8 protein-coding genes are annotated in these 22,025 nt (G+C 56.4%); 1 reads left to right on the top strand and 7 read right to left on the bottom strand.

Translation table 11 applies throughout. The features are described 5' to 3' along the window. Positions 1-81: 81 nt before the first annotated feature. The 5 genes from KWG64_RS08215 to KWG64_RS08195 all read right to left on the bottom strand — a co-directional run bounded on the left by KWG64_RS08215 (position 82) and on the right by KWG64_RS08195 (position 6,068). Positions 82-1,674: an ABC transporter ATP-binding protein gene (locus tag KWG64_RS08215; RefSeq protein WP_218521563.1), complete on the bottom strand. Its 1,593-nt coding sequence runs from the start codon at positions 1,672-1,674 to the stop codon at positions 82-84. Further along, the gene (locus tag KWG64_RS08210) at positions 1,671-2,486 is read right to left on the bottom strand and encodes an ABC transporter permease (RefSeq protein WP_195824164.1); all 816 of its coding nucleotides are present in this window, start codon (positions 2,484-2,486) and stop codon (positions 1,671-1,673) included. The genes KWG64_RS08215 and KWG64_RS08210 overlap by 4 nt, the downstream gene beginning before the upstream one ends. A gap of 18 nt (positions 2,487-2,504) precedes the next feature. Then, positions 2,505-3,443 carry an ABC transporter permease gene (locus KWG64_RS08205; RefSeq protein ID WP_218521735.1) on the bottom strand — a complete coding sequence of 313 codons (939 nt, stop codon included), beginning with the start codon at positions 3,441-3,443 and terminating at the stop codon, positions 2,505-2,507. A gap of 106 nt (positions 3,444-3,549) precedes the next feature. Beyond that, a complete protein-coding gene (locus KWG64_RS08200; protein ID WP_218521734.1) occupies positions 3,550-5,091 on the bottom strand; it encodes an ABC transporter substrate-binding protein in 1,542 nt (513 codons plus the stop codon). Between the two features lie 74 nt (positions 5,092-5,165). Next, positions 5,166-6,068, bottom strand: coding sequence for a homocysteine S-methyltransferase family protein (locus tag KWG64_RS08195; RefSeq protein WP_218521562.1), 903 nt, complete (start codon positions 6,066-6,068; stop codon positions 5,166-5,168). A 331-nt stretch (positions 6,069-6,399) separates the two neighbouring features. Between KWG64_RS08195 and fhuE the strand changes: the two genes are divergently transcribed. Beyond that, positions 6,400-8,616 (top strand): ferric-rhodotorulic acid/ferric-coprogen receptor FhuE, encoded by a 2,217-nt coding sequence (gene fhuE, locus KWG64_RS08190; RefSeq protein WP_255562123.1) that lies wholly within the window; start codon positions 6,400-6,402, stop codon positions 8,614-8,616. 517 nt (positions 8,617-9,133) lie between these two features. Here fhuE and KWG64_RS08185 read toward each other — a convergent pair. Next, complete coding sequence (locus KWG64_RS08185; RefSeq protein ID WP_104925068.1) at positions 9,134-9,397, bottom strand: hypothetical protein; 264 nt, start codon at positions 9,395-9,397, stop codon at positions 9,134-9,136. A gap of 9 nt (positions 9,398-9,406) precedes the next feature. Continuing rightward, positions 9,407-22,021 (bottom strand): hemagglutinin repeat-containing protein, encoded by a 12,615-nt coding sequence (locus KWG64_RS08180; RefSeq protein WP_218521561.1) that lies wholly within the window; start codon positions 22,019-22,021, stop codon positions 9,407-9,409. Between the last annotated feature and the right edge of the window lie 4 nt (positions 22,022-22,025).

The raw sequence follows: 22,025 nt of genomic DNA, 5'->3' as shown, positions 1-22,025 counted from the left end.
AAAGAGAAATGAATCAGAAAGGTTTGATACTGTACAAAAATGAGATGCGATTTACGCCTCCCCTTTTCAGGGGAGGCCGCTTTACGCGCTGACGAACATTTCCGCCAGCCAGCCGGTGCGCATTTCCGGTACGGAATGCAGCAACTCGCGGGTGTAATCGTCCAGCGGTTCGCTCAGTGCGGATTCCACCGGCCCCTGCCGTACAATCACGCCTTGTCTGAGCACCGCCACTTCATCAGCAATCTCGCGCACCACCTGCAAATCATGCGTGATAAACAGGTACGCGATGCCGGTGTCGTGCTGAATTTTACGCAGCAGCGCCAGCACGTCGCGCGCCACCAGCGGATCTAACGCGGACGTCGGTTCGTCGCACACAATCAGTTTCGGCTCCGCCGCCAGCGCCCGTGCAATGCAGACGCGCTGTTTCTGGCCGCCGGAAAGTGCCGAAGGGAAACGCTCCGCCAGCTCCGCATGTAGCCCGACCTGCGCCAGCAGTTCGCTGACTTTGGCCTGCCGTTCGCGACGGTTAAGCGAAGTAAAACATTCCAGCACGCGGGAAATCTGCCCGCCAATGCGCTCTTTCGGGTTCAGCGCGGTATCGGGGATCTGATGAATCAGCTGCACATCGCGCAACTGCGGGCGGCTGCGCTGACGCAAGCCCGCAGGCAGCGTTTGCTGTTCCAGCGTCACTTCCCCCGTTTCCGGGATGAGCAACCCGCAAATCACTTTGCCGAGCGTTGATTTCCCCGAACCGGATTCGCCGATCACCGCCAGCGTCCGCCCACGCGGCAAATTCAGGGAAATATCCTGCAAGACCGGCTGCGCCTGATAACGCGCGCTGATATTGCGCAGACTCAGCGCGACCGGTGCCTCGCCGGTTTGCGGCGTTTTAGTTTCGCCCTGCGCATTCAGCAGACGCCGGGTGTATTCCTGTTGCGGCTGCGCCAGCAGTTGCGCGGTCGGTGCCTGTTCCACCGTTTTGCCGTGTTGCAACACCATAATCTTGTCGCTGATTTGCGCGACAACGGCCAGATCGTGGCTGATGTAAATCGCCGCCACGCCGGAAATGCGGATCACATCGGCAATGGCTTTCAGCACACCAAGCTGCGTAGTGACATCCAGAGCCGTCGTCGGCTCATCGAAAATCAGCAGTTCGGGACTGGCACACAGCGCCATCGCAATCATCGCCCGCTGCAGCTGACCGCCGGAAACCTGATGCGGATAACGCTGATAAAACGCCTGTGGCTGCGGCAAACCGAGCTGTTCAAACAGTTCAATGGCGCGCGCCTGTGCCTGCTGGCGGTCATAGATTTTGTGTTTCAGTGCCGCTTCAATCACCTGTTCACCCAGGGTCATCGCCGGGTTAAACGCCGCACCGGCGGACTGCGCCACATACGCAATATGGCGGCCACGGATCTGGCGTAAACGCCGGTCAGACAACGCAGTGAGATCCTGCCCGTTAAAGACAATGCTGCCGGAATGAATACGCATTCCCTGACGACAATGGCCGAGAATTGCCAGGCCGATGGTGGATTTCCCCGCGCCGGATTCGCCAATCAGCCCCAGCACTTCGCCGCGTTTGACGGTAAAAGACACGTCATCCACCAGTGTGCGCGGATTTTTACCGGCGGACACCACGCGCAAATTTTCTGTTTTGAGTAAAACGTCGTTCATGCTTTTTTCCCCCAGACGCGGGTCGAACCGCTCATCAGCCAGTCGGCGACGGCATTGACCGCCAGCGCCAGCACCGCAATCGCCCCGCCGGGGATCAGCGCCGCCCAGACGCCAAACAGAATGCCGTCTTTATTATCCCGCGCCAGCCCGCCCCAGTCGGCGGTCGGTGGCTGAACGCCAAGGCCAAGGAACGACAGCGCCGAGAGGAACAGCAAAATGAAAATAAAGCGCAGGCCAAATTCGGCAATCAGCGTCTGTAGGGCGTTAGGCAAAATCACCCGCCGGAGGATCCAGCCGAGGCTTTCTCCGCGCAGGCGCGCCACATCAACAAACTCCATCACGCCGATATCCGTCGCCAGAGAACGCGCCACGCGCAGCACGCGGGTGGATTCCAGCAGGCCGAGAACCAGCGTCAGGGTCAGCAAAGTTTTCGGCAAGACGGCCAGCACGATCAGCGCCAGAATCAGCGTCGGGATCGCCATCACGATGTCGTTGCAGCGGGAAATCACCTGATCCAGCCAGCCGCCGCGTAATCCGGCGATAAAGCCCAGCGTGCAGCCGACCGAAAAGGCCACCAGCGCCGCCAGCGCGGTAACGCCCAGCGAAACACGGGTGCCCCAGATGAGGCGCGAAAGCAGATCACGCCCGAGATTGTCGGTGCCGAGCAGCGCATTGGGCCCCGGCAGATCCCACGACATGCCCAGTGTCTGATCCGGTGCGTGCGGTGCCAGCCACGGCGCAAAAATCGCGATAAGAACAAAGAGACTCAGCACCAGCAGGCCAAGAATCGAGGCAGGTTTTAAGGCAGGCATTGCAGCAATTCCTAAAATTTAGCGGTTATGGCGTAAACGCGGATTGGCGACCAGCGCCATCACGTCTGCCAGCAAATTCAGCAGGATATAAATCCCGGCCAGCAACAGCGCGCAATCCTGCATCACCGGAATGTCGCGTTTGCTGATGCTGTCGACCATATATTGCCCCAGCCCCGGATACACAAAGACGTTCTCGACAATCACCACGCCAACCATCAGATACGCCAGATTGATCGCCACGACGTTGATAATCGGGCCGATGGCGTTGGGCAGAACGTGACGCCACAAAATGCGCGACGGCGACAGCCCTTTCAGCAGCGCGGTATCCACATAGGCGGAGCTTTGCGCGGCAATCAGCGCGGCGCGGGTCATGTTGCTCATGTGCCCGAGGATCGCCAGCACCAGCGTGGCGCACGGCAGTGAGATTGCAGAAAGTTTGGCAGCCAGCGGCATGTCCGGCGAAATACTGCTGTTACTCGGTGCCCATGCCAGCGTGATGGCGAAAATCAGGATCAGCAGATAACCGGAGAAAAATTCCGGCAGCGCAACGGTGGCGCGGGTGATGGCATTGAGGAAAGTATCGATAACGCTGCCGTGATAACGCACGGAAATAAACCCGATGATTAGCGCCAGCGGAACCGCGATGGCGGCGGTGCATCCCGCCAGAAACAGCGTATTACCAAGCCGCGTAAACAGCGGGCCGCTGATGGCTTCGCGGGTGGAAAAACTGGTACCGAAATCGCCGTGCAGCACACCAAACAGCCAGCTCAGATAGCGGGTCGCCGCCGGTTTATCCAGCCCGAGTTGTAAGTTCAGCTCGCGGATGGCGTCCGGTGTCGCGCTCTGGCCGAGAATGGCGGTGGCCGCGTTGCCCGGCAGCAACTGCACACCGGCAAAAATCAGCACGGAAACCGCCAGCACCACCAGCACGCCATAAAACAAACGCACCAGTACCATGCGCAAAAGCGAGCCATTTTGAGAAACACGGTACAGCGAAAAACGGCCCGCAGGCCGTTGTGTTGTTTTTACAGAAGGAAGCTCTGACATTATTCTTTTACCCGGCTCAGCTTTCGATCCAGATTTTCTCTGCCGCGCGGTTACCGCTCAGCGGCATGCCCGGCACGGAGGTGAAACCTTTGATTTTGGATGAGCAGCCGTCAAGCGCGTCGGCGTACAGCGGAATGACTTCGCTACCCTGATCGACCAGCATCACCTGAATATCGTGGTAAATCTGCTTACGGCGCGCTTCATCCGGCTCACCGCGTGCGGCTTTCACCATCGCATCGAAGGCCGGAACGTGCCAGGCCGATTCGTTCCACGAGGACTGGCTGGTAAACACCAGAGAAAGCAGCGCATCGGCGGTCGGACGGTTCGCCCAGTTCGACGACACAAACGCTTTTTTCTGCCAGATATCATTCCAGAACGCGTCATCCGGCACGCGAACCACGTTGAGGTTAATCCCGGCTTTCGCCGCAGATTGCTGATAAAGCTGACCGGCATCGACCGCGCCCGGGAAACCGGCGTCGGCCACGTTAAGCGTCAGCGGGCCGCTGAACCCGGATTTCTTCCAGTGGAACTGCGCTTTTTCCGGGTCATACGGACGCTGCGGAATGTCTTTCGCAAAGTAACGGTTCGACGGGAAAATGGGATTATCGTTGGCAACGGTGCCGTATCCGCCTAAAACGGTGTCGATAATCTGCTGACGGTCGATGGCGTATTTCAGCGCCAGACGGCCATCGACGTTATCAAACGGCGCCAGATTCGACAGCCCCGGGAAGGTGTAAATCATGCTGTCTTTCGCGCGCACCAGTTTCAGGTTCGGCATGCGCTCGATACGGCTGACAATGCGCGGATTCACGCGGTTAATCAGGTGCGCAGAGCCGCTGACCAGCGCCGCCACGCGCGCCGTGGAATCGTTCATCGCCAGCGTTTCGACGGAATCTACATGCCCGCGTTCGCTGTTCCAGTAGTTCGGATTGCGTTTGGTCAGCGTGGTCACGCCCGGCTGGAATTTCTCCAGAATGAACGCGCCGGTGCCGATGCCTTTGTCGTAGTTTTCATTTTCGGCGGTGATCGCAAAATGCACCGCGCTCAGCAGCCAGACAAATTCCACATCGGCGGCGGTCAGTTTGATCGTCACTTCGTGTTCACCGGTCGCTTCAATGGAACTGACAGTGTCCAGATAACCTTTTACCGGCGACGTGGATTTCTCGCCGCGGTGGTGATTGAGGGAATACACCACGTCTTTCGCGCCCAGCGAACGGCCATCGTGGAACTGCACGCCCTGACGGATTTTCAGCACCCAGGTTTTGCTGCCATCGGCAGATGACCAGGATTCCGCCAGCGAGGGCGCAAGCCCGGCGCTTTCGTTGATTTCCACCAGGTTATTGAAGACCTGAGAACCGACAAAATACATGTAGGTTTCGAACCAGAATGCCGGATCCAGACGGTCGGTGCTGGACGCGTTATCCACGCCCACCACCAGATGCCCGCCTTTTTTCGGCTTTTCCGCGTCGGCGGCAAAGGCGTTGCCCAGCCACAATGAATGCGTGGCGGCTGCGATGGAAAGTGCCCCCGCACTTTTAATAAACGAACGACGATCAATCATGTTTTTCCCCTGTCACTGAGGCGATAACGCCCCAAAATTCAGTCCGTCTGGCGGCTGAAATGTTTTTGATTTTATTGGCTGAATGCGTTTTTCAATGCCGCGATATGTTCCGGCCCGATACCGCAGCAGCCGCCAACCATCGTTGCGCCCTGCGCCACCCAGTCTTCGGCAAATTGCAAATATCCGGCAGGATCGGTGTCCTGACGCATTTTGCTTAACCCTTCGTTCGCGCCGCGTTTGTTATCCGCCGGCTCAAAAGCGTTGGCATAAACGCCGATATCAAGAGAGGTGCTTGCGGCACGTGCCGCACAAACGGCGGCGGCCATCACTTCCGGACGGCTACAGTTGAACAAAATCGCGCTGGCGGATAAACGCTGCGCGGCGTCAACCGCCTGTTCAATGGATTCGCCGGAGCGCAGCAGCGCGTGGCCGTCATTGTTGAGCTGATCCTGCAAGGTGAACGAGAACCACAGCGGACGCGGGTCATCGCCCAGCACGTCTGTCAGCACTTCGCGCACCGCTTCGACCTCGGCGACTGAACTTTGCGTTTCGGCCAGCCAGTAATCCACGGTGTCTTTGAGATTTTCCACCAACACTGTCAGCAGTTTTTTCGCCGCAACTGGTTCGAAGAGATCCGGGCGATATGAGCCCAGAACCGGCGGCAGGGAACCCGCCACTTTCACCGGCGTTTTTGCCGCATCAGCGGCTTCGCGCGCCAGTTTTCCGGACAGCGCAATCAGCGCCGCCCCCTGCTCCGCAAAGACGGTTTCGCCCACATGGAAAGGGACGACGGCGTAGCTGTTGGTGGTGATCACGTCGGAACCGGCTGCAATAAAAGCGTCATGCGCTTTACGCACAAACTCCGGTGCCTGGATCAGCGCCAGCGCCGACCATTCCGGCTGACGGAACGGCGCACCCATCCGGGCCAGTTCACGGCCCATTCCGCCATCGAGAATTTTAATGTTACTGATCATTGTGTCGTCGCCTCGAAATTTTCTTAACTGAATCAAGCAGTAATTCAGCAGGTGAATGACACTCTACAAAACGAACGTTTAGATGTCTAGATTTCTTAATGGCTAAAAAAGAGAAAAGAAAACTCACTATTACAGAATGGTAATATTTATTTACACCGTTAAACCCAATGCGTATTATTCTCATTCGCTTTATTAACTGAGTTTGCACTCCACCATTCCGGCCCTCTTTTTTCGGGGGATCCCGGCGGGTCTTGTTCACCCTTTTAAAGCGTTATAAATATCTAAAAGTTGTGGCTAATAAAATATAAAATAATATTTCGGAGAATAATAAATGGTATCCGTTTCAGGGAAAAAGTCAGTTAAATCAATCCGTGGCAGGAATAATAATTTAGGACAGAAACTTTCACTTTCTGTTATTGCTGTTTTTATTTCGTCTTCTTTACATTCTGCCTATGCCGCCGAAACTGCGGCGAATAAAACCGACGATACGGTCGTCGTGACCGGCCAGAATAACGCCGCGGCTACCGACACTGCCGCCACCGATTACAGCGTACCGGTCACCACCGCGGGTACCAAAATGGCGCTGACCACCCGCGACATTCCGCAGTCTGTCAGCATCATCAGCAAACAACGTATGCAGGATCAGCAGCTGCAAACGCTGGGTGATGTCCTGAAAAACACCACCGGCATTCAGGAAAGCGTCTCGGATCTTGACCGCCGCACCTATTACGCACGTGGCTTTTTAATCGATAACTACATGGTCGATGGCATTCCGACCACCTTCGACCCACGCTGGGATCTGGGCGATTCCCAGTCCGACACCGCACTGTTCGAACGCATCGAAGTGGTGCGCGGCGCAACCGGCCTGATGACCGGCCCGGGCAACCCGTCCGCCTCCGTCAATCAGGTACGTAAACACGCCGACAGCAAAGAATTCACCGGCAATGTTTCCGCAACTTACGGCAGCTGGAACAAACAGCGTTACGTGGCAGATTTATCCACCCCGCTGAACGAATCCGGCAGCGTACGTGGCCGCCTGATCACCGGATATCAGGATCAGAACAGCTACGTTGAGCGTTACAACGCGACCAAAAAATTCGTCTACGCCACGGTGGATGCCGACCTGACCGATTCCACCCTGCTTTCCGCGGGCTACGAATTCCAGCAAACCAACACCGACAGCCCGACCTGGGGCGGCATGCCGCGCTGGTATCTCGACGGCAGCAAAACCGATTACCGCCGTGGCTTCAACTCCGCGCCGGACTGGGCTTACAGCAATAAAGAGACCACCAAACTTTTCACCACCCTGAAACAGTCCTTCGATAACGGCTGGCAGGCGACGCTGAACGGCACACATACCGAATCCCTTATCGACAGCAAAATGATGTACATCGACGGGACATTCGATAAAACCACCGGCGTGGGCGAATCTGCTTATGCCGGTTATCCGGTCGTCGCGGGAACCGGCTACAACACCGGTAAACGTAAAGTCGATGGCGTGGACGCCTTTGCCAGCGGCCCGTACGAACTGTTTGGCCGTCAGCATGAACTGATGACCGGCGTGAGTTATTCCAAACAGCAAAATACCTATTACAGTTCATTCGCCAATATTTCGACCGAAGAGCTGGGCAACTTTAACGATTACAACAGCCAGTTCCCGGAAACTGACTGGGGCCCGCGTTCTCTGGCTGAGCGGGACGTTATCCGCCAGAAATCCGCGTACGTCGCCACGCGTATTTCGCTGGCCGATCCGCTGCATCTGATTGTCGGCGCGCGTTACACCAACTGGAATTCTGACACCCTGACGGCTCAGATTGAGAAGAACAACATCACGCCGTACGCCGGTCTGGTGTTCGACATCAACGATACCTGGTCAACCTACGCCAGCTACACGTCGGTATTCCAGCCGCAGACTTACCGCGATATCAACGGCGCGTATCTGTCGCCGGTTATCGGTAAAAACTACGAAGCGGGCGTGAAATCCGACTGGTTCAACAGCCGACTGACTGCTTCCGTTGCGGTGTTCCGCGCGGAACTGGATAACGTCGCGCAAAGTACCGGCCGCACCATCGAAGGCTCGACCGATACGGCGTACGAAGGCAAAAACGGCACGGTGAGCCGCGGGATTGAATTTGAACTGAATGGCGCGCTGACCGACAACTGGCAGATGACGTTCGGCGGCACCCGTTACATTGCCGAAGACGAAAACAGCGATGCGGTTAACCCGCAACTGCCGCGCACGCAGCTGAAACTGTTCACCAGCTATCGCCTGCCGATGTTGCAGGATCTGACCGTCGGCGGCGGCGCGAACTGGCAGACGCACGTCTGGCAGGATGAGCCAGGCCCAAGCGGCAACGGCACGCGTTACGCCGAGCAAGGCAGCTATACCGTGGTTAATCTCTTCAGCCGTTATCAGGTCACGAAACAACTCGCCGTTCAGGCCAACGTGAACAACCTGTTCGACAAAGAATATGACACGAGTGTCAGCCAGTACGTGGTGTACGGCGAACCGAGGAATGTGTCGGTGACAGCGAGTTATAGCTTCTGATTTTGGCTCATAGAGACTCGCTGAATCGGGTATAACCGGGACGGTGAGCTCTTAACTCAAGTCAAGTCAAGACCTTGGGTTGCAACCAAACAACTTTGGAACGGCAGCCTGGCGTAAATTTCGGTTTTTTAATTGCGGTGATCGCTCAGCGGCTCTCGCCGAAACCGACCAAAAGGGGAAAAGCGTTTCCCCTTTTGGATTTCCCCACGCTTTTTCAACACGCGCTGCCGCTCGCTGGTTATGTTTCAGCACCTCTTGCTATTGCCGCGAAAACTTGCCGCTGCGCGGTACCTTCATTTCGGTCTTCGAGCCTTTCGGTCTCGAAACACTCATTCAGCAAGCTTTCTGAAAGCGGCTGACGGCTTTTTCAATTCAAAAGCAGCCTGCATAAATCTTTCGAATTACATAAGGATTGGCCGCTTTCAAAAATACATCTTCTGCAAGCAGATGGAACGTAAGATTCTCTGACAAATACAGAATACTAAAATCCGTCAAGATAGATATGACTGAGTTTATGCTAAGAAGCAACGCCTCTGAGAGCACCTGGTTTTACGATTAGAAGATCATCCTTTTCTCGTCTTTTGCATTGTTTAGCAAAATCTACTGCCATGGCAGGATTACTCAGAAAGATATTATACTCGCTTTCACTTATCTCATAATATTCTTCATAATCAATCATATGATTGGTTACAGGAATGGAAAGATAATATCGAGCAGTCTCTGTTTCAATTCCAATAGAATATCTTTCCTCTCTGCTAAAAAAAACGTCTTCAAATTTCATTAAATTATCTCATCTAAATTTAACAGGAGAAACCGTGTAATCATTGGGTAATATACTCCCCGCGTCAATCACTGCTTCGGCGTTATTGTTTGGTAGTATCCCTCCCGGTACCCAAAATTCATTCACACCGGCCTCATTTCCAGAAGGAATCCGTAGATTAAAATCACCAGGTTTAGGGATGTCAACACGTACAACATTACCTGTAGAAAAGAAGCCGGAAGGTAAACCTAATGATTGCTCCAGTTTCGCTGCATCTCCATTTGCATACTTCATTAACATATCAGCTTCTGTTTTAGACAAAACGAAGGACGTGCCATCAATTTGACCAATGCCATACTTATTAAAGTTAGTTTCCTTCATGAACTTCGTCGCTCCCTCATCGAACAATGCCAAATGCTGAGAAATATATTCCGGGGTCATATACGCAGCCGGATCAGGTCTTTGCCCTGGTGGGGTGGACAATATTTCGCTAGTACCGGGCACAGTCCCTGTCGCGGCAGTAGATTCCACCCGAAATCCATTCCACACACCAAGACCTACTGCCCCCATTTGGGAAAACCCGTAGATTGATTCTGAGTACTCTGGAGAGACTCCCAACCCTTCCAGCAAATAAGCACCGCTGGTTTTTTGGTTGACACCAGACAGGAAGGTATTAAAACCTGCATTCGCCGTATCCAGCCCTGAGGCTGCCAGATAACCGCCTGCCAGACAAGCTACACCCGCGCTGGTAGTGCATATTGCCGCGCCACTCACCGCCTGAAGTTCTCCTCCGGTAAATTGCGTCAAACCACCTAAACGAGCCCCAACACCATAGTGAGATAGCGCATCCCCGGTTTGATCGCTGACCGAATACCCAAACATTGGCAGACTGGCACTGGCATTACTGCCCATGGCATAAATCAGTTGGCTGCCGCTCTGAGATGCAAGTTGTGTGCGCTCAGTGGCATACGCATCGCTGTTTCCTAATTGCTCCAGCGCCAGCGCTTTCACATAATCCGGAGAACCTTCCGCAAACTCAGCGGAACACTTGACCAGCGCACAGGCCGCTGCTTTCAGACGCGCTTCTTTGTCTTTATCCCCTCCGGACAATTGCTGGATTCGGGCCACTTCATCCGGGTGCAATTGCCGGTTATAACGTTCAGCATCCAGTGAAGCGGTTGCCCCCGATTGTGCACCGCTCGTTCCACCGATCATCCCACCGATTGCACTACCACTCAGCGCCGCAGCCCACTGGGTAATGGCTCCTCTTTCATTGCGGTCCAGTTGCGTGTTGTTGCTCAGATAAGTATCGACCATCTGGCTAAACGCTTCGCTGCTCATCCCGGCCAGTCCGCCTGCCAGCGCATTACCGCCACCAAAACTCGCCTGAACTGCACCTATCACACCGTGAATAGCGGCTTTTTCGGGGCTATCCGGTCCCCAACCCATCGCCTCACCAAGATCACCGGCGGCCGAGTTCGCCATCTGCCCGAATACCGCCGCGAGTTCCTGTTGCTCGGCAATTTTCTTCTCATCAAAAATTTTATCGATATGACCATTAGCGTTGTCTGTATCGCGGCTTAGTCCTGCAATATCCTGCGTCTGCTTCGCACCATCACGGATGACGATACTGCCTGCGGCAATGGCCGATTGCGTTGTACCTGAAGCGTCACCGCTGCTCTTAACACCAATGACAGGGACAACACCCCCGCCGTTAGCCCGCTCGCCTTTATCATTTTTTTCCGACGAGAAACCACCGGCAAGACCTTGACTACTGGCGCTGTACTGCGCTTCATTATTGATATTGCTCCAGCCCAGTGAACCGGTATCAAGCAGGTTCTTATCTGCCGTTGCGGTACTGGCTATGACTGCACCATCCAGTTGGGTATGGTTGCCTACCGTAATGTCGAACCCTTTATCCCCGGCAAAAAGCCCGCTTTGCTCACCGACACTGGCATAGTCGCTGTCGGTTTTGCTTTTATTAATGCTTAGTGAGGCCGAACCGGTCATTGACCCGAAAGTGAAACTAGCGCCACCACTCACACTTTTCTGCTGGCTGTGGTACTCGTCAGTATCCTGCAGGCTGCTAATCGTAAGGCCGCGTCCTACCTCAGCTGTGATTTTTTCGCCCAATGCCTGCGCACCGGAGATCACCGTATCCCGTCCGCTGCTCAGGCTAAGCGCGTCGCTGGCGTTAACACGGGTATTGACATACTCAGTACTCTTACCGTCAGCCGTTCCTTTTGATTGATAACCACTGGCTGAGACACCAATTCCTGTCTCCTGACCCAGCGATATATGCACACCGACGTTCCAGCCGCTGCTGTTATTCTTACTGGTTTGTTCGGTATTGTTAGATGCGGCATCCAGCAGCAGGTCATTCTTCGCCACAAGGGTGACATTATTGCCTGTCACACCACTGCCGCTGATATGAAGGTCACCGCTGGTACCTTTATTACCTGTTGCCACCAACGTGGTATTTCCGCCTGCGCTGAGGGTGCTTCCGCGTACCTGATTTTGTGTGGAACTGGATTCAGATGAGCTTTTACTCGAACCTACGCTGACTTCAACCTTAACGGCGTTCAGATTGCCTTGGGCTACATCCGTCGCCATGGAAGAGGCACCCGCGACAGCAATCCATGCATTATCTGCCGCCTGCACTGCATAAAGCGTTTTCAGCCGTTCATCGCTGACTTCCCCACTTCGTTTCAATGTGCTGTTGGCTGCAAGAATGGCATCGGTCACCGGGCTGGACACTGACAATGTCAGACCGCTCTTTTTCTGCTCGTAACTCTCTTTACGCCTCAACAAATCGTTACCGGGATCTACCACTACTTCACCCGCGACAACGTTCAGATTTTTATCGGCGATCACATCCGCACCGCTGATATGTGCTTTTTCACCGGCGATAATATTTGCGTTACCGCCGGTTGAACCAATAGTGCTTACACTCTGACTCTGAGTGGTGCCATCTTCATTGAGCTGATGTCGCGATTGTGCGCTGCCGATGGTGACACCAAAGCCTCCCGTGCCCATCAGCCCGCTCTTTTGCGTCTCACTCAGGCGATAACTGGAACTGGTGTCAGTGGCGGCAACGATATCGACATTGTTCCCCGCCTTCAGCGTCACATCCCCGTCACCGACCACCGATGAGCCTTTAACCGTCAGGTCCTGCCCGGCAACAATGGATACCTTGTCGCCACTGAGCTGCGAGGCTTTTTCCGTGGTGGAATAATCCTCTTTGACGGTGTGCGTGGTGGTGCTGGAGAAGAGATGTTTCTTGGTTTTGGTCTTTTCGTCGTAGCTGTATTCACTTTCCTGTGCGGTGGTGATATTGACGTCACGCCCGGCGTTCAGGGCCAGGTCACCGGTGGCCTGGACTTGCGCAGCTTGTGTCGTAATGTCACGTCCGGCGGAAATGGTCGTACTCCCGCCGCTGGAAACCGCCGTCCCTTCCTGCCCGACATTTTCACGGATACTCACGCTTTTATTGCCGTGGGTTTCGCTGTAGGTGCTGGTCTGCTGGGCGTTCAGGTTGACGTCGCGACCCGCGCTGAGTGAGGCGTTAAGGTCGGCGGTCAGTTGCGCCGCCTGCGAGTTCAGATCCCGGCCTGCGCTGAGCGTCAGGTCACCGCCGCTGCTCACGACCGTGCGTGTGGCGTTGTTATCATCGTTTCGGTTTTTACCACTGGTCTGATGGCTGCTTTTGTCCATCGCGTCGAGATTGATGTCATTCACCGCCGCCAGCGAGGTGTCGCCTTTGGCTGTTACGGCACTGCCTGCAACCGTCAGGTTGTTACCGGCGCTGGCCTGCAGATTACCGCCCGCGCTGACTTCACTGGCCTGGCTGCCAGTGGTCTGCGCGCTCGTTTTCGCCGTCGATTTGCTGGTGCTCAGCGCATTGCCGGTGATGTTGATATCGTTGAGCGCGACCAGCTGCAACTCGCTGCCCGCGCTAAGTTTGGCTCCGGTGTTGTTGATGCTGTTACCGGCCGTCAGCGCAAGCCCGCCGGTGGCCGAAATGCCGGCGACATCACCGGTCTGGGTATCACTGAACGTCAGCTGCGACGTTTTGCTTTTGCTGGCGGTCGGCGCAGCATTCCACTGCTGTGCCTGCGTGACGTTATTGATGTCGCCGCTGACCGAAGCCAGTGCGACAGTTTGTCCGGCAATCGAGGAACCGATGTTATTGATATCCCCCAGCGCGCTCAGCTGCAGGCTGCCGTTGGATGCAATCAGCCCCGCGTTCAGGTTATCCAGTGAGCTGTTGCTTTTCGCCGCCAGCTGCGTTTGTGCCTGCAGCGTACTGCCGGCGTTGACGATATGACCCGCGTCGAGATTGACGGTATTCCCGGAAATCACGCTGCCGGTGACGGCATTCGTGTCATTTGCTGAGAGATACAGTTTTGGGGCAAGAACGGTCTGGCCGTTGACGGTGGTTTTCTCCCACCAGACGATACTTTTGGTCAGCGCCGCGACCTGTTCCGGCGACAAACTGACGCCCAGTTGCAGGCCCAGCCCGGCCTGCTGCTCAGCCGCGTTGTCGATCAGATACTGCATCTGCGCCAGGTCAGAACCGGTACCGCCGACGTAACGGTTACCGGTCTGGCTGAGAACCGCATTGCTGACGTAGCGGGTATCAAATGCCGCATCGCCGAGGAATTTGTAGTCGTAATCCGGCGTCAGGTTCAGCCGATTCATAAAGTAGGCCGAGCCGATGAATTTGCTTTCGTCGGTATAAACCGGCGCGGTTTCAATGCGCGGACTGGAGGGCGTGCCCGGCTGAACGACGCGAGTCACCACCGTGCCCTGCGCTGGGACGGAACCTGCGGCAGTGACAAATGTGGCCCCGGTCGCTGAGGTCTGCGCGAACCCCAGTGTGGATGAAGAAGACAAGGCTGGCAGTGAACCTGGTGAGCCCGCAGAAACAAAACTCAACCCACCGCTGCTTTGAACGCTCTGCTGATTAACCACTGAAACCGGGGATGTCGGGCGTGAAAGATAGTCATTCAGGCCGTTAAACAGCGAGGGATCTGTTTTGCCAATGCTGCCAAGTTGCGGATTTGTGGTGATCAGATACGGGCTGGACGGATCCTGACTCGCCACAAACAGGCCGTTATTGCCGGTCGGCAGCGGGTAATCGGCCAGCGCCGCGCCCCGGTTGCCGATTTGCTGCAAAGCATTGCTGACGGAATCAGTCCATTGCACAGATCCGACAGTCAGGTTTTTACCCGCCGCCAGTTGCTGACTTTGCACACCACCGACCTGTTGCAGGCCTGATGTGCCGCTTATTCCCGGTGCGCTGATGGCGTGTGATAAACCACCCGCATTGGCGGTCGTGGTGGTGTTGCTGATGTTGTTGCTGAAACTGGCGTTGACGGCCCCCCCGGCCTGAATGACAGAGCGAAGGCCTTCTCCGGTGCTGATGGTTTCAAAGGTTGGCGCATCCGACAGATTATACGTCACCGCTGAATTGACACTATTTCCACGCCCTACTGTCCATTCATTAGAATCGGATTCTGTAGCATAAGTTTTTTTATAATCAACACTGTTAGGATTATCAGATCCAAGTTTGTCCGAGTAGATATAGGTCAGGTATTTATTTTGAATACCATTTTCATATGACTGGTTATTCAGACTTGCACCTGTTAATGAAATATTACCGCCAGCCAGAAGATTACTGGCAATATTATCCAGCGAGTTGGCAGCAATATTCATATTGCTATTTGCGGCAATACGTCCGGCCCCGCCGCTTGCACTCGCAGTGACTGAAGACGTTCCGACCAGATATTTTTTTATGGATCCCTTTTCATTAGGTGCCAGATAACTTGTCGTTATACTCCAGCGCTCACCATTACTTCCGCTTCCTCCATTGTTATAGTTGAATGTTGAATTATAAATACCCAGTTCGTCGTTATTAAGATCCCCCAAACGCACCTTAATCGAACTGGCACCACCCGAGGCCGGGCTATTTGCCGCCTGATACGAACTCGACGTACTCAGCCCATCACGCTGGTTCAGCAGGTGCCCGGTATTGATGGTGATATCGCCGTTGGTGGTTTCGATATCCCCCGAGGTATTGACCACTTCACTGTTGGCATTACCCACTGCATCCCGCTGCATCCACAGGCTGTTGCCCGCCAGAATATCGCCGTAGTTGTTATGGATGCTGTCGGCCAGCAACTGCATGTTGTTACCGGCATACAGCAGCGCACTGTTGGCCAGCTGACCCGCTGCGGACATCACGACGTTGCCTGCGCCACCGACAAAACCGCTGTTGTTCAGCACGCCGCGGCTGGCGAGGCGGATATCACCGCCGGACTGCACGCTGCCGCTGCCATTGAGCGTGATGTTGTTCGCATCCACGCCCACCGTACCGCTGCCTCCGCGCAGCTGGCCGTTGTTGACGAAGTTACCCGCAGAGCTGAGCTGAATACCGTTGCCCTGCAAGGTGCCGAGTACGCTCAGATCGCCCTGCGTGCTCAGATTCAGGTTTTGCCCCGCCGCCAGCGTGCCGGTCTGGGTGAATCCCGACCCGAGTTGCAGCGTCATATCACCCAGTGCCAGCAGGCTGCCGGACTGGTTAAGTGACGGTGTCACCAGCGTCAGATTGCCGGCGCTGTAAAGTTTACCGCCCGCCTGATTGTCAGCGTTCTGTACGTTTAGCCCCAGCGTCTGGCTGCCCAGAACGGTGCCGGTGTTGTGCAAGGCGTTCCCGGTCAGTTGCAGACGGTCACCCTGAAGCTGCCCCTGATTGGTCACCTGCGACACGTTCACCGTACTGTCGCCCTGCCCGGTCAGCGTGCCGCTATTGTTCAGCGTTCCGCCGGTCATCGTCAGCCCCTGAGCCTGCAAAAGACCCGTATTCGTCAGCGTGGGGGCAGACACCGTCAGGCGGCCACCGGTCAGCAAGGTGCCCTGATTATTCAGGTTATCGGAAAGCGTGAGATGGCTGGCGCCATCGCCCTGCAACTGCCCCTGATTGAGCAGCGACTGCGCGCCTAAATCCAACGTCCCCTGGCTGCGCAGCGTGCCGCCGCTGAGGTTAGTGATGCCGTTTTGTACCGTGCCCTGCAGGCTTTGCTGGCCCTGTAACTGTCCGCCGTTCGAAATGCTGCCAGTCGTCAGCGTCAGGTTATTGGCCTGAATATTGCCGCTGTTAGTGATATTTCCGGCGTTCAGCGTACTGGTGCCGCCGCTGAGTAATGTTCCGCCCTGCTGAATCTGTAGCTGACCGCTGAGCGTTGCCGCCAGTGCGCTGACGCCGCTGATCCCACCGTTGCTGGTGATCGAACCGCCTGTCAGGGTGAGATTATCCGCCGACCAGTTCCCCTGATTGTTGAGGCTGGCGGCCTGCAAGACGGCGAGCCCGGTGGAGACAATTTTCCCCTGCGCCTGCGTATTCAGCGCGCCGGTCAGAATGAGACTGGCTTTTGTTGCGGTCTGGATGGCCCCGTTGAGATCTAACTGGCTGGCGTGTAAATCCGCGCTATCGGCCTGCCAGTTGCCGTTGTTAGTGACGTGTCCGGCAGTGACGGTGAGCGCACCCTGGGTCAGTAATTTGCCGGACGTGGCGTTGGTGAGATCTTGCTGAAGTTGTGCCGTCAGGCTTTTCAGGCCAATCAGGTTGCCGCCGTTATCGGCCGAACCGGCGTTCACGGCGAGCGTATCGCCCTGAATTTGTCCCTGATTGGTGATATGAGAAGCGGTAACTGTCGCGGTTTTATCGCTGAGCAGCTGGCCGCTGTTTTCCAGCGTCGCGGCGTTCACCGTGGCATCGCCGGAGGAAAGCAGGCTACCGGTGTTGGTCAGATCGCCCTGCATCTGCGCGTTCAGGCCATTCGTGCCCAGCGCCGTCCCGCCGTTGGTCAGTGTGTTACCGGTCAGGTTCAGCTGGCTGCCCTGCAACCGGCCCTGATTTTGTGTCCCGGCAGCATTGACGTTCAGCGTACCGCCTGAAATCACCTGCCCCTGCGCGCCGTTAGTCAGCGTGCTGGCCGTCAGCGTGGTGTCGCCGTTTCCCTGCACCAGACCGGTGTTGCTGATACCGCTGGCATTCACGCCAACGGTTTTCGCCGCCAGCGTGCCGTTGTTAATTAATGTCGGTGCATCTACGGTCAGGCCGTTGCCCGCCGAGATCACCCCGTTGCTCTGGTTGGTCAGGCTGGTTTTGGCATGAATACCCAGATCGCCCGCGGAAATACTGCCCTGATTGTCCAGCGTATCGCCTTCCAGGTTCATCAGGTTCTGCGCGCTCACGCTGCCCTGCTGATGCAGGGTTTCTGCATTAAGATGCAGGCCATCGTCCGCTGAGATCGCGCCGCTGTTCGTCAGCGTCGTCGCGCTGACATCGACATTATCAGCGCCGAGCGTGGCGGTATTGGATAAGGTTCCGGCCCGGATCGTCAGCGCGCCCGGGGTCACCAGTTTGCCGCCCAACTCAGCGCTTTCAGACGCACTGATCCCCAGTGCGTTTTTGCCCTGCGTTTGCGAGCCGTTCCCCGTGGTCAGGTGTTGCGTGTTCAGCGCCATGCTGCCGTCGGCAGAAAGGAAACCGTTCAGGCTGGCGTTGCCTGCACTGAGGTTCACGTCGCCCTGACTGGTTTGCACCGAACCTGTATGGCTGGTCAGTGTATCCGCCGTGAGATCTGCGCCCTGCGTACCCGTGAGCGTTCCACCCAGATCCGCCTGCGCCGTTTTCAGCGTCAGTTTGCCGTCGGCCAGCAATGTGCCGGAGTCCCCGTTCACGACACCGTCACGGACATTCAGCGTCAGATCGCCATTTGTCCCGGTCAGCCCCTGATTATTGAGCTGATTCAGGGTAAAGGTCTGGTCACCGCCGGACTGCGCCGTGCCGTTGTTGTTGAAGGTGTCGCCGTTAAACTGCTGCGTGCCCAGTGACTGTAAAAGGCCGTTGTTGGTCAGCGTGCCGAAGCTGAACTGCCCGTTACGGTTGGCGGCGAGCGTGCCTGCGTTGCTGAAATCCCCCGAGGTGAAGTTCAGGTCACGGCCGGCAATCAGGCTGCCCGACCACTGACCGCCACGGGTAATGTTCGAAATGATGTCGTTCTGCGCAGACGTTTTGCCGCCCTGCGCGGCGTTGAGCTGGTCAGCGGTTATTGAGAGATTGCTGCCCGCACTGGTGACGCCGTCGAGCTGTTGCTGCTGCGCGGATAACTGCATATCACTGACCGACACCAGCGAACCGCTGCCGGTAACCTGCAATGCGCCGCCGCTGGCCTCCAGCGTGTTCCCGTCCAGCGCACCGGCGATCGTGGAAGCGTGGCCTGCCGTCAGGGATACATCTTTGTCGCTGTGGATACTGCCCGATGCGCCAACGGAAAGATCCGTGGCGTTAAGATCTACATTGCCTGCCGTTGAAATCTGGCCGTTAAGCGACTGCTGCCCGGCGGTGAGCTGAATATCACCCAGGCTGGTGATCAGCGCATTTTGTCCGGCGCTCAGGGAATCTGCACCGACTGAAAGACCGCTTTTACCGGTCAGCGCGCCGTTCACGGTCATCTGACCGCCGCTAAGGGTGAGCTGGTCACCGGCAAACAAAGAACCCTGTTCACCGACCGTTAGCTGGTCTGCAACCTGCAATGCCAGTGCTTTTTGCGACCCGATGAGCCCCTGGCTGTCGAGAGAATTAGCCGTGATATTTTGCGTACCGCCGGACTGAATTTTACCCGTATTGTTCAGTTCGGTGGCGTGAAGAGTCTGGCTGCCCTGTGCCTGCATCAGCCCGTTATTGGTGAGTTTTTGCGTGGTGAAGTCCGTGTTACCTGACGCCGCCAACGTCCCGTTATTGGTCAGTCCGGCGGCATTCAGTGCCAGATCGCCCCCGGCTGTCAGGCCACCGTTCCATATTCCGTTATCGCCAGCGCTGATCTGTACATTTCCGGTGGCATAAACCTGCGCACCGCTGGCGGAGTTCAGTGAATCACTGCCCAGTTGCAGGTTTTGTCCGGCACGAATATTACCGCCCAGCATGGCGTAATCGCTGGCCTGAATATCCGCGTCAGAACCGGACTGAATTTGCGAACCGGCGGCGGTGGTCAGCTGACCAAAATGTCCGGTCAGCTGGTTATCTCCTGAGATCACGCCGCCGAGTTGCGCGCTGCCCGCATTCAGGGACAGACTGCCCTGGCCTGAGATCGTGGAATTGGCGGCGGTCGTCAGTGACCCAAAGTCCAGCTGACTGTCCTCATGACCGGTGACATGACCCGCCATCTGCGCCTGTGCAGCGTTAATCGCCAGTGCGCCGGTGGCATCGATTGTACCGTCAGCCCCCTGACTCAGGATCTGTTTAGCCTGCAGTTGTAATGTCTTACCCGCACCGATAGCGCCGTTGTTGCTCAACAGGTCCGCCGTGATGTAATGCGTGCCTTTCGTCTGAATCGTTCCGTTGTTATCAAGCGAAACGCTTTGCAAAGTCTGATCGCCCTGCGCCTGCAATGTCCCGGTATTGCTCAGATCTTGCGTGGTCAGCGTTGTATTGCCGCCCGCGTTAATAAGTCCGGCATTTTCAACGCTATGGCTGGTTAAACCGATATCGCCCTGGCTGGTGATCACCGCTGCGCTGCCTGTTTTTAAGGCGCCCGTCGTCAATGTCAGCCCGTGAGTACCGGTCAGGATGCCGTCAGCGGTGAGCTGTCCGCTGTCAATATTCAGCTGGTCACCTGCCAGTAAACTTCCCGTTTTACCCACGGTCATCGGACCGGCGATCTGGAAATTCAGCCCCTGCAGTGAGCCAATCATTCCCTGATTATTGAGAATGCTGACATCGATTTTCTGTGTCCCGCCGGACTGCAATTTACCGTTATTGGTGAGCGCGGTCGCAATCAGGGTTTGTTTACCCTGCGCCTGAATCAGCCCGCGGTTGGTCAGTTTTTGTGTGGTGATCGCCGTGTCAGCCCCCGCCGCCAGCGTACCGTTATTGGTCATGTCGGCAGCATTCATACCAAGATTACCGCCCGCCGTCAGGCTGCCGCCCCACACGCCGTTGTTGCCAGCTGTAGCCTGAACATTGCCCACGGCATAAACCTGCGCTCCGCTGACGGAGTTCAGGCTGCTGCTGCTCAGCAGCAGATCCCGTCCGGCACGCAGATTACCGCCCAGCGTGGTCACGCCGCTGGCCTGAACGTCCGCATCCGTGCCCGACTGGATTTGCGAACCGGCCAGCGTGGCTAACTGTCCAAAGCGTCCGGTGAGCTGGTTGTCACTCGAAACCAGCCCGCCGATCGTTGCACTGTCAGCATCCAGCGATAAATTGCCAGCACTGGAGATTGTCGAACCGCCAGTCGTACTCAGGGAACTGGCGTGAATCTGTTGTACCCCTTTCGCCTGTATCACACCGCCGTTGTCCAGCGTCGTCGCCTGAACCGACTGCGTTTGTGCCTGTAGTGTTCCGCTGTTGATCAGGTGCTGTGTTGTCAGATTCGCGTTACCGCTGGCGGCAATCAGCCCGTTATTGGTCAGGTCACCGGCGCTGAGACTGAGATCTTTACCCGCCATCAGGCTGCCCTGCCATTGCCCTGCGTTTCCTGCTGCTGCGCTGACGTTACCGGCGGCGGAGACCTTCGCCGCGCTGCCTGACGTCAGTTGCCCTGCGGCCAGCGTCATATTCCCGCCGCTGGTCACCTGACTGCCCTGCACCGCCAGCTGCCCCTGGCTGTTGAGCGCCATATCGCCGCCCGACTGCTGCGCGCCGTTCAGCGCAATCTCCTGCGCATTCGCCGTCAGTTTGCCGGTGGCTGTCGCATTGTTCAGCGTCAGTTTCCCGCTGGCATCAATCTGCATGTCGCCGATGGACGCGTTCAGGTTACCCAGATTGACCCCGACGCCTTTGTCGCTGGAGACCAGATGGATACGGTTAGCATACATCCCGCCCAGCGCACCGGTGTCGATGGCCACCGACGGCACGCCTGCGCCAGAGAGCGGCGCAGCGTTACCCTGCGCATCCACACGATTCGCCCCCAAAGTGACGTTCAGGTCTTTGGCATACAAACCGGCATTAATCTGTGCGGCGCGGGAAATCAGCGAAAACGAGTCGCTCTGGCGGGCGTCCAGCCCCTGACCTTCGACCGTGATCGCACCCTGCGTGACATCGAGGGATTGCAGCGAACCGTCTGCACCCAGCACCGGTTTGCCCGTGGTTAACGTGGCGTTGGGGGTATTGAGGAATCCGCAGCCGTTACAGGTGATCCCATACGGGTTAGCCACCATAACGTTCGCGGCTTTACCGGCGACTTCCATGTAGCCATTAAGCTGCGAAGGGTTCGATGACACCACTTCGTTAATGATGCCCTTTGCTTCCTGACCTGCGGCAAGATTGGGGTTATTTTGGATCAGACCGCCGAGCTGAGTTTGTGTGAGTTTACCGGTGGCATTGTTGAGGATGAGGCCCTGCTGGCCGACGTTAAATTCGGTGTATTTATTGTGCGAAATCCCGGCCTGATTGGGAGTGGCAATGTTCACCACTGGCACGCCGTTCCCGGCCTGATCGGTGCGGGTGTTACCTTCCGCCACCGTGATACCCGCCGCGAATGCCGGGACCACCGGCTGCCAGACCAGCCAGCCCATCAGTCCATATGCCAGCGCCTTACGCCATAAAGCAACAGGTTGTTCTTTCACCGCTTTCATCCCC

The sequence above is a fragment of the Rahnella sp. PD12R genome, from assembly GCF_019200965.1.
Classification (GTDB): Bacteria; Pseudomonadota; Gammaproteobacteria; order Enterobacterales; family Enterobacteriaceae; genus Rahnella; species Rahnella laticis.
The sequence above is the reverse complement of the archived record's forward strand: the minus strand, read 5'-3'. Positions and strand labels throughout refer to the sequence as shown.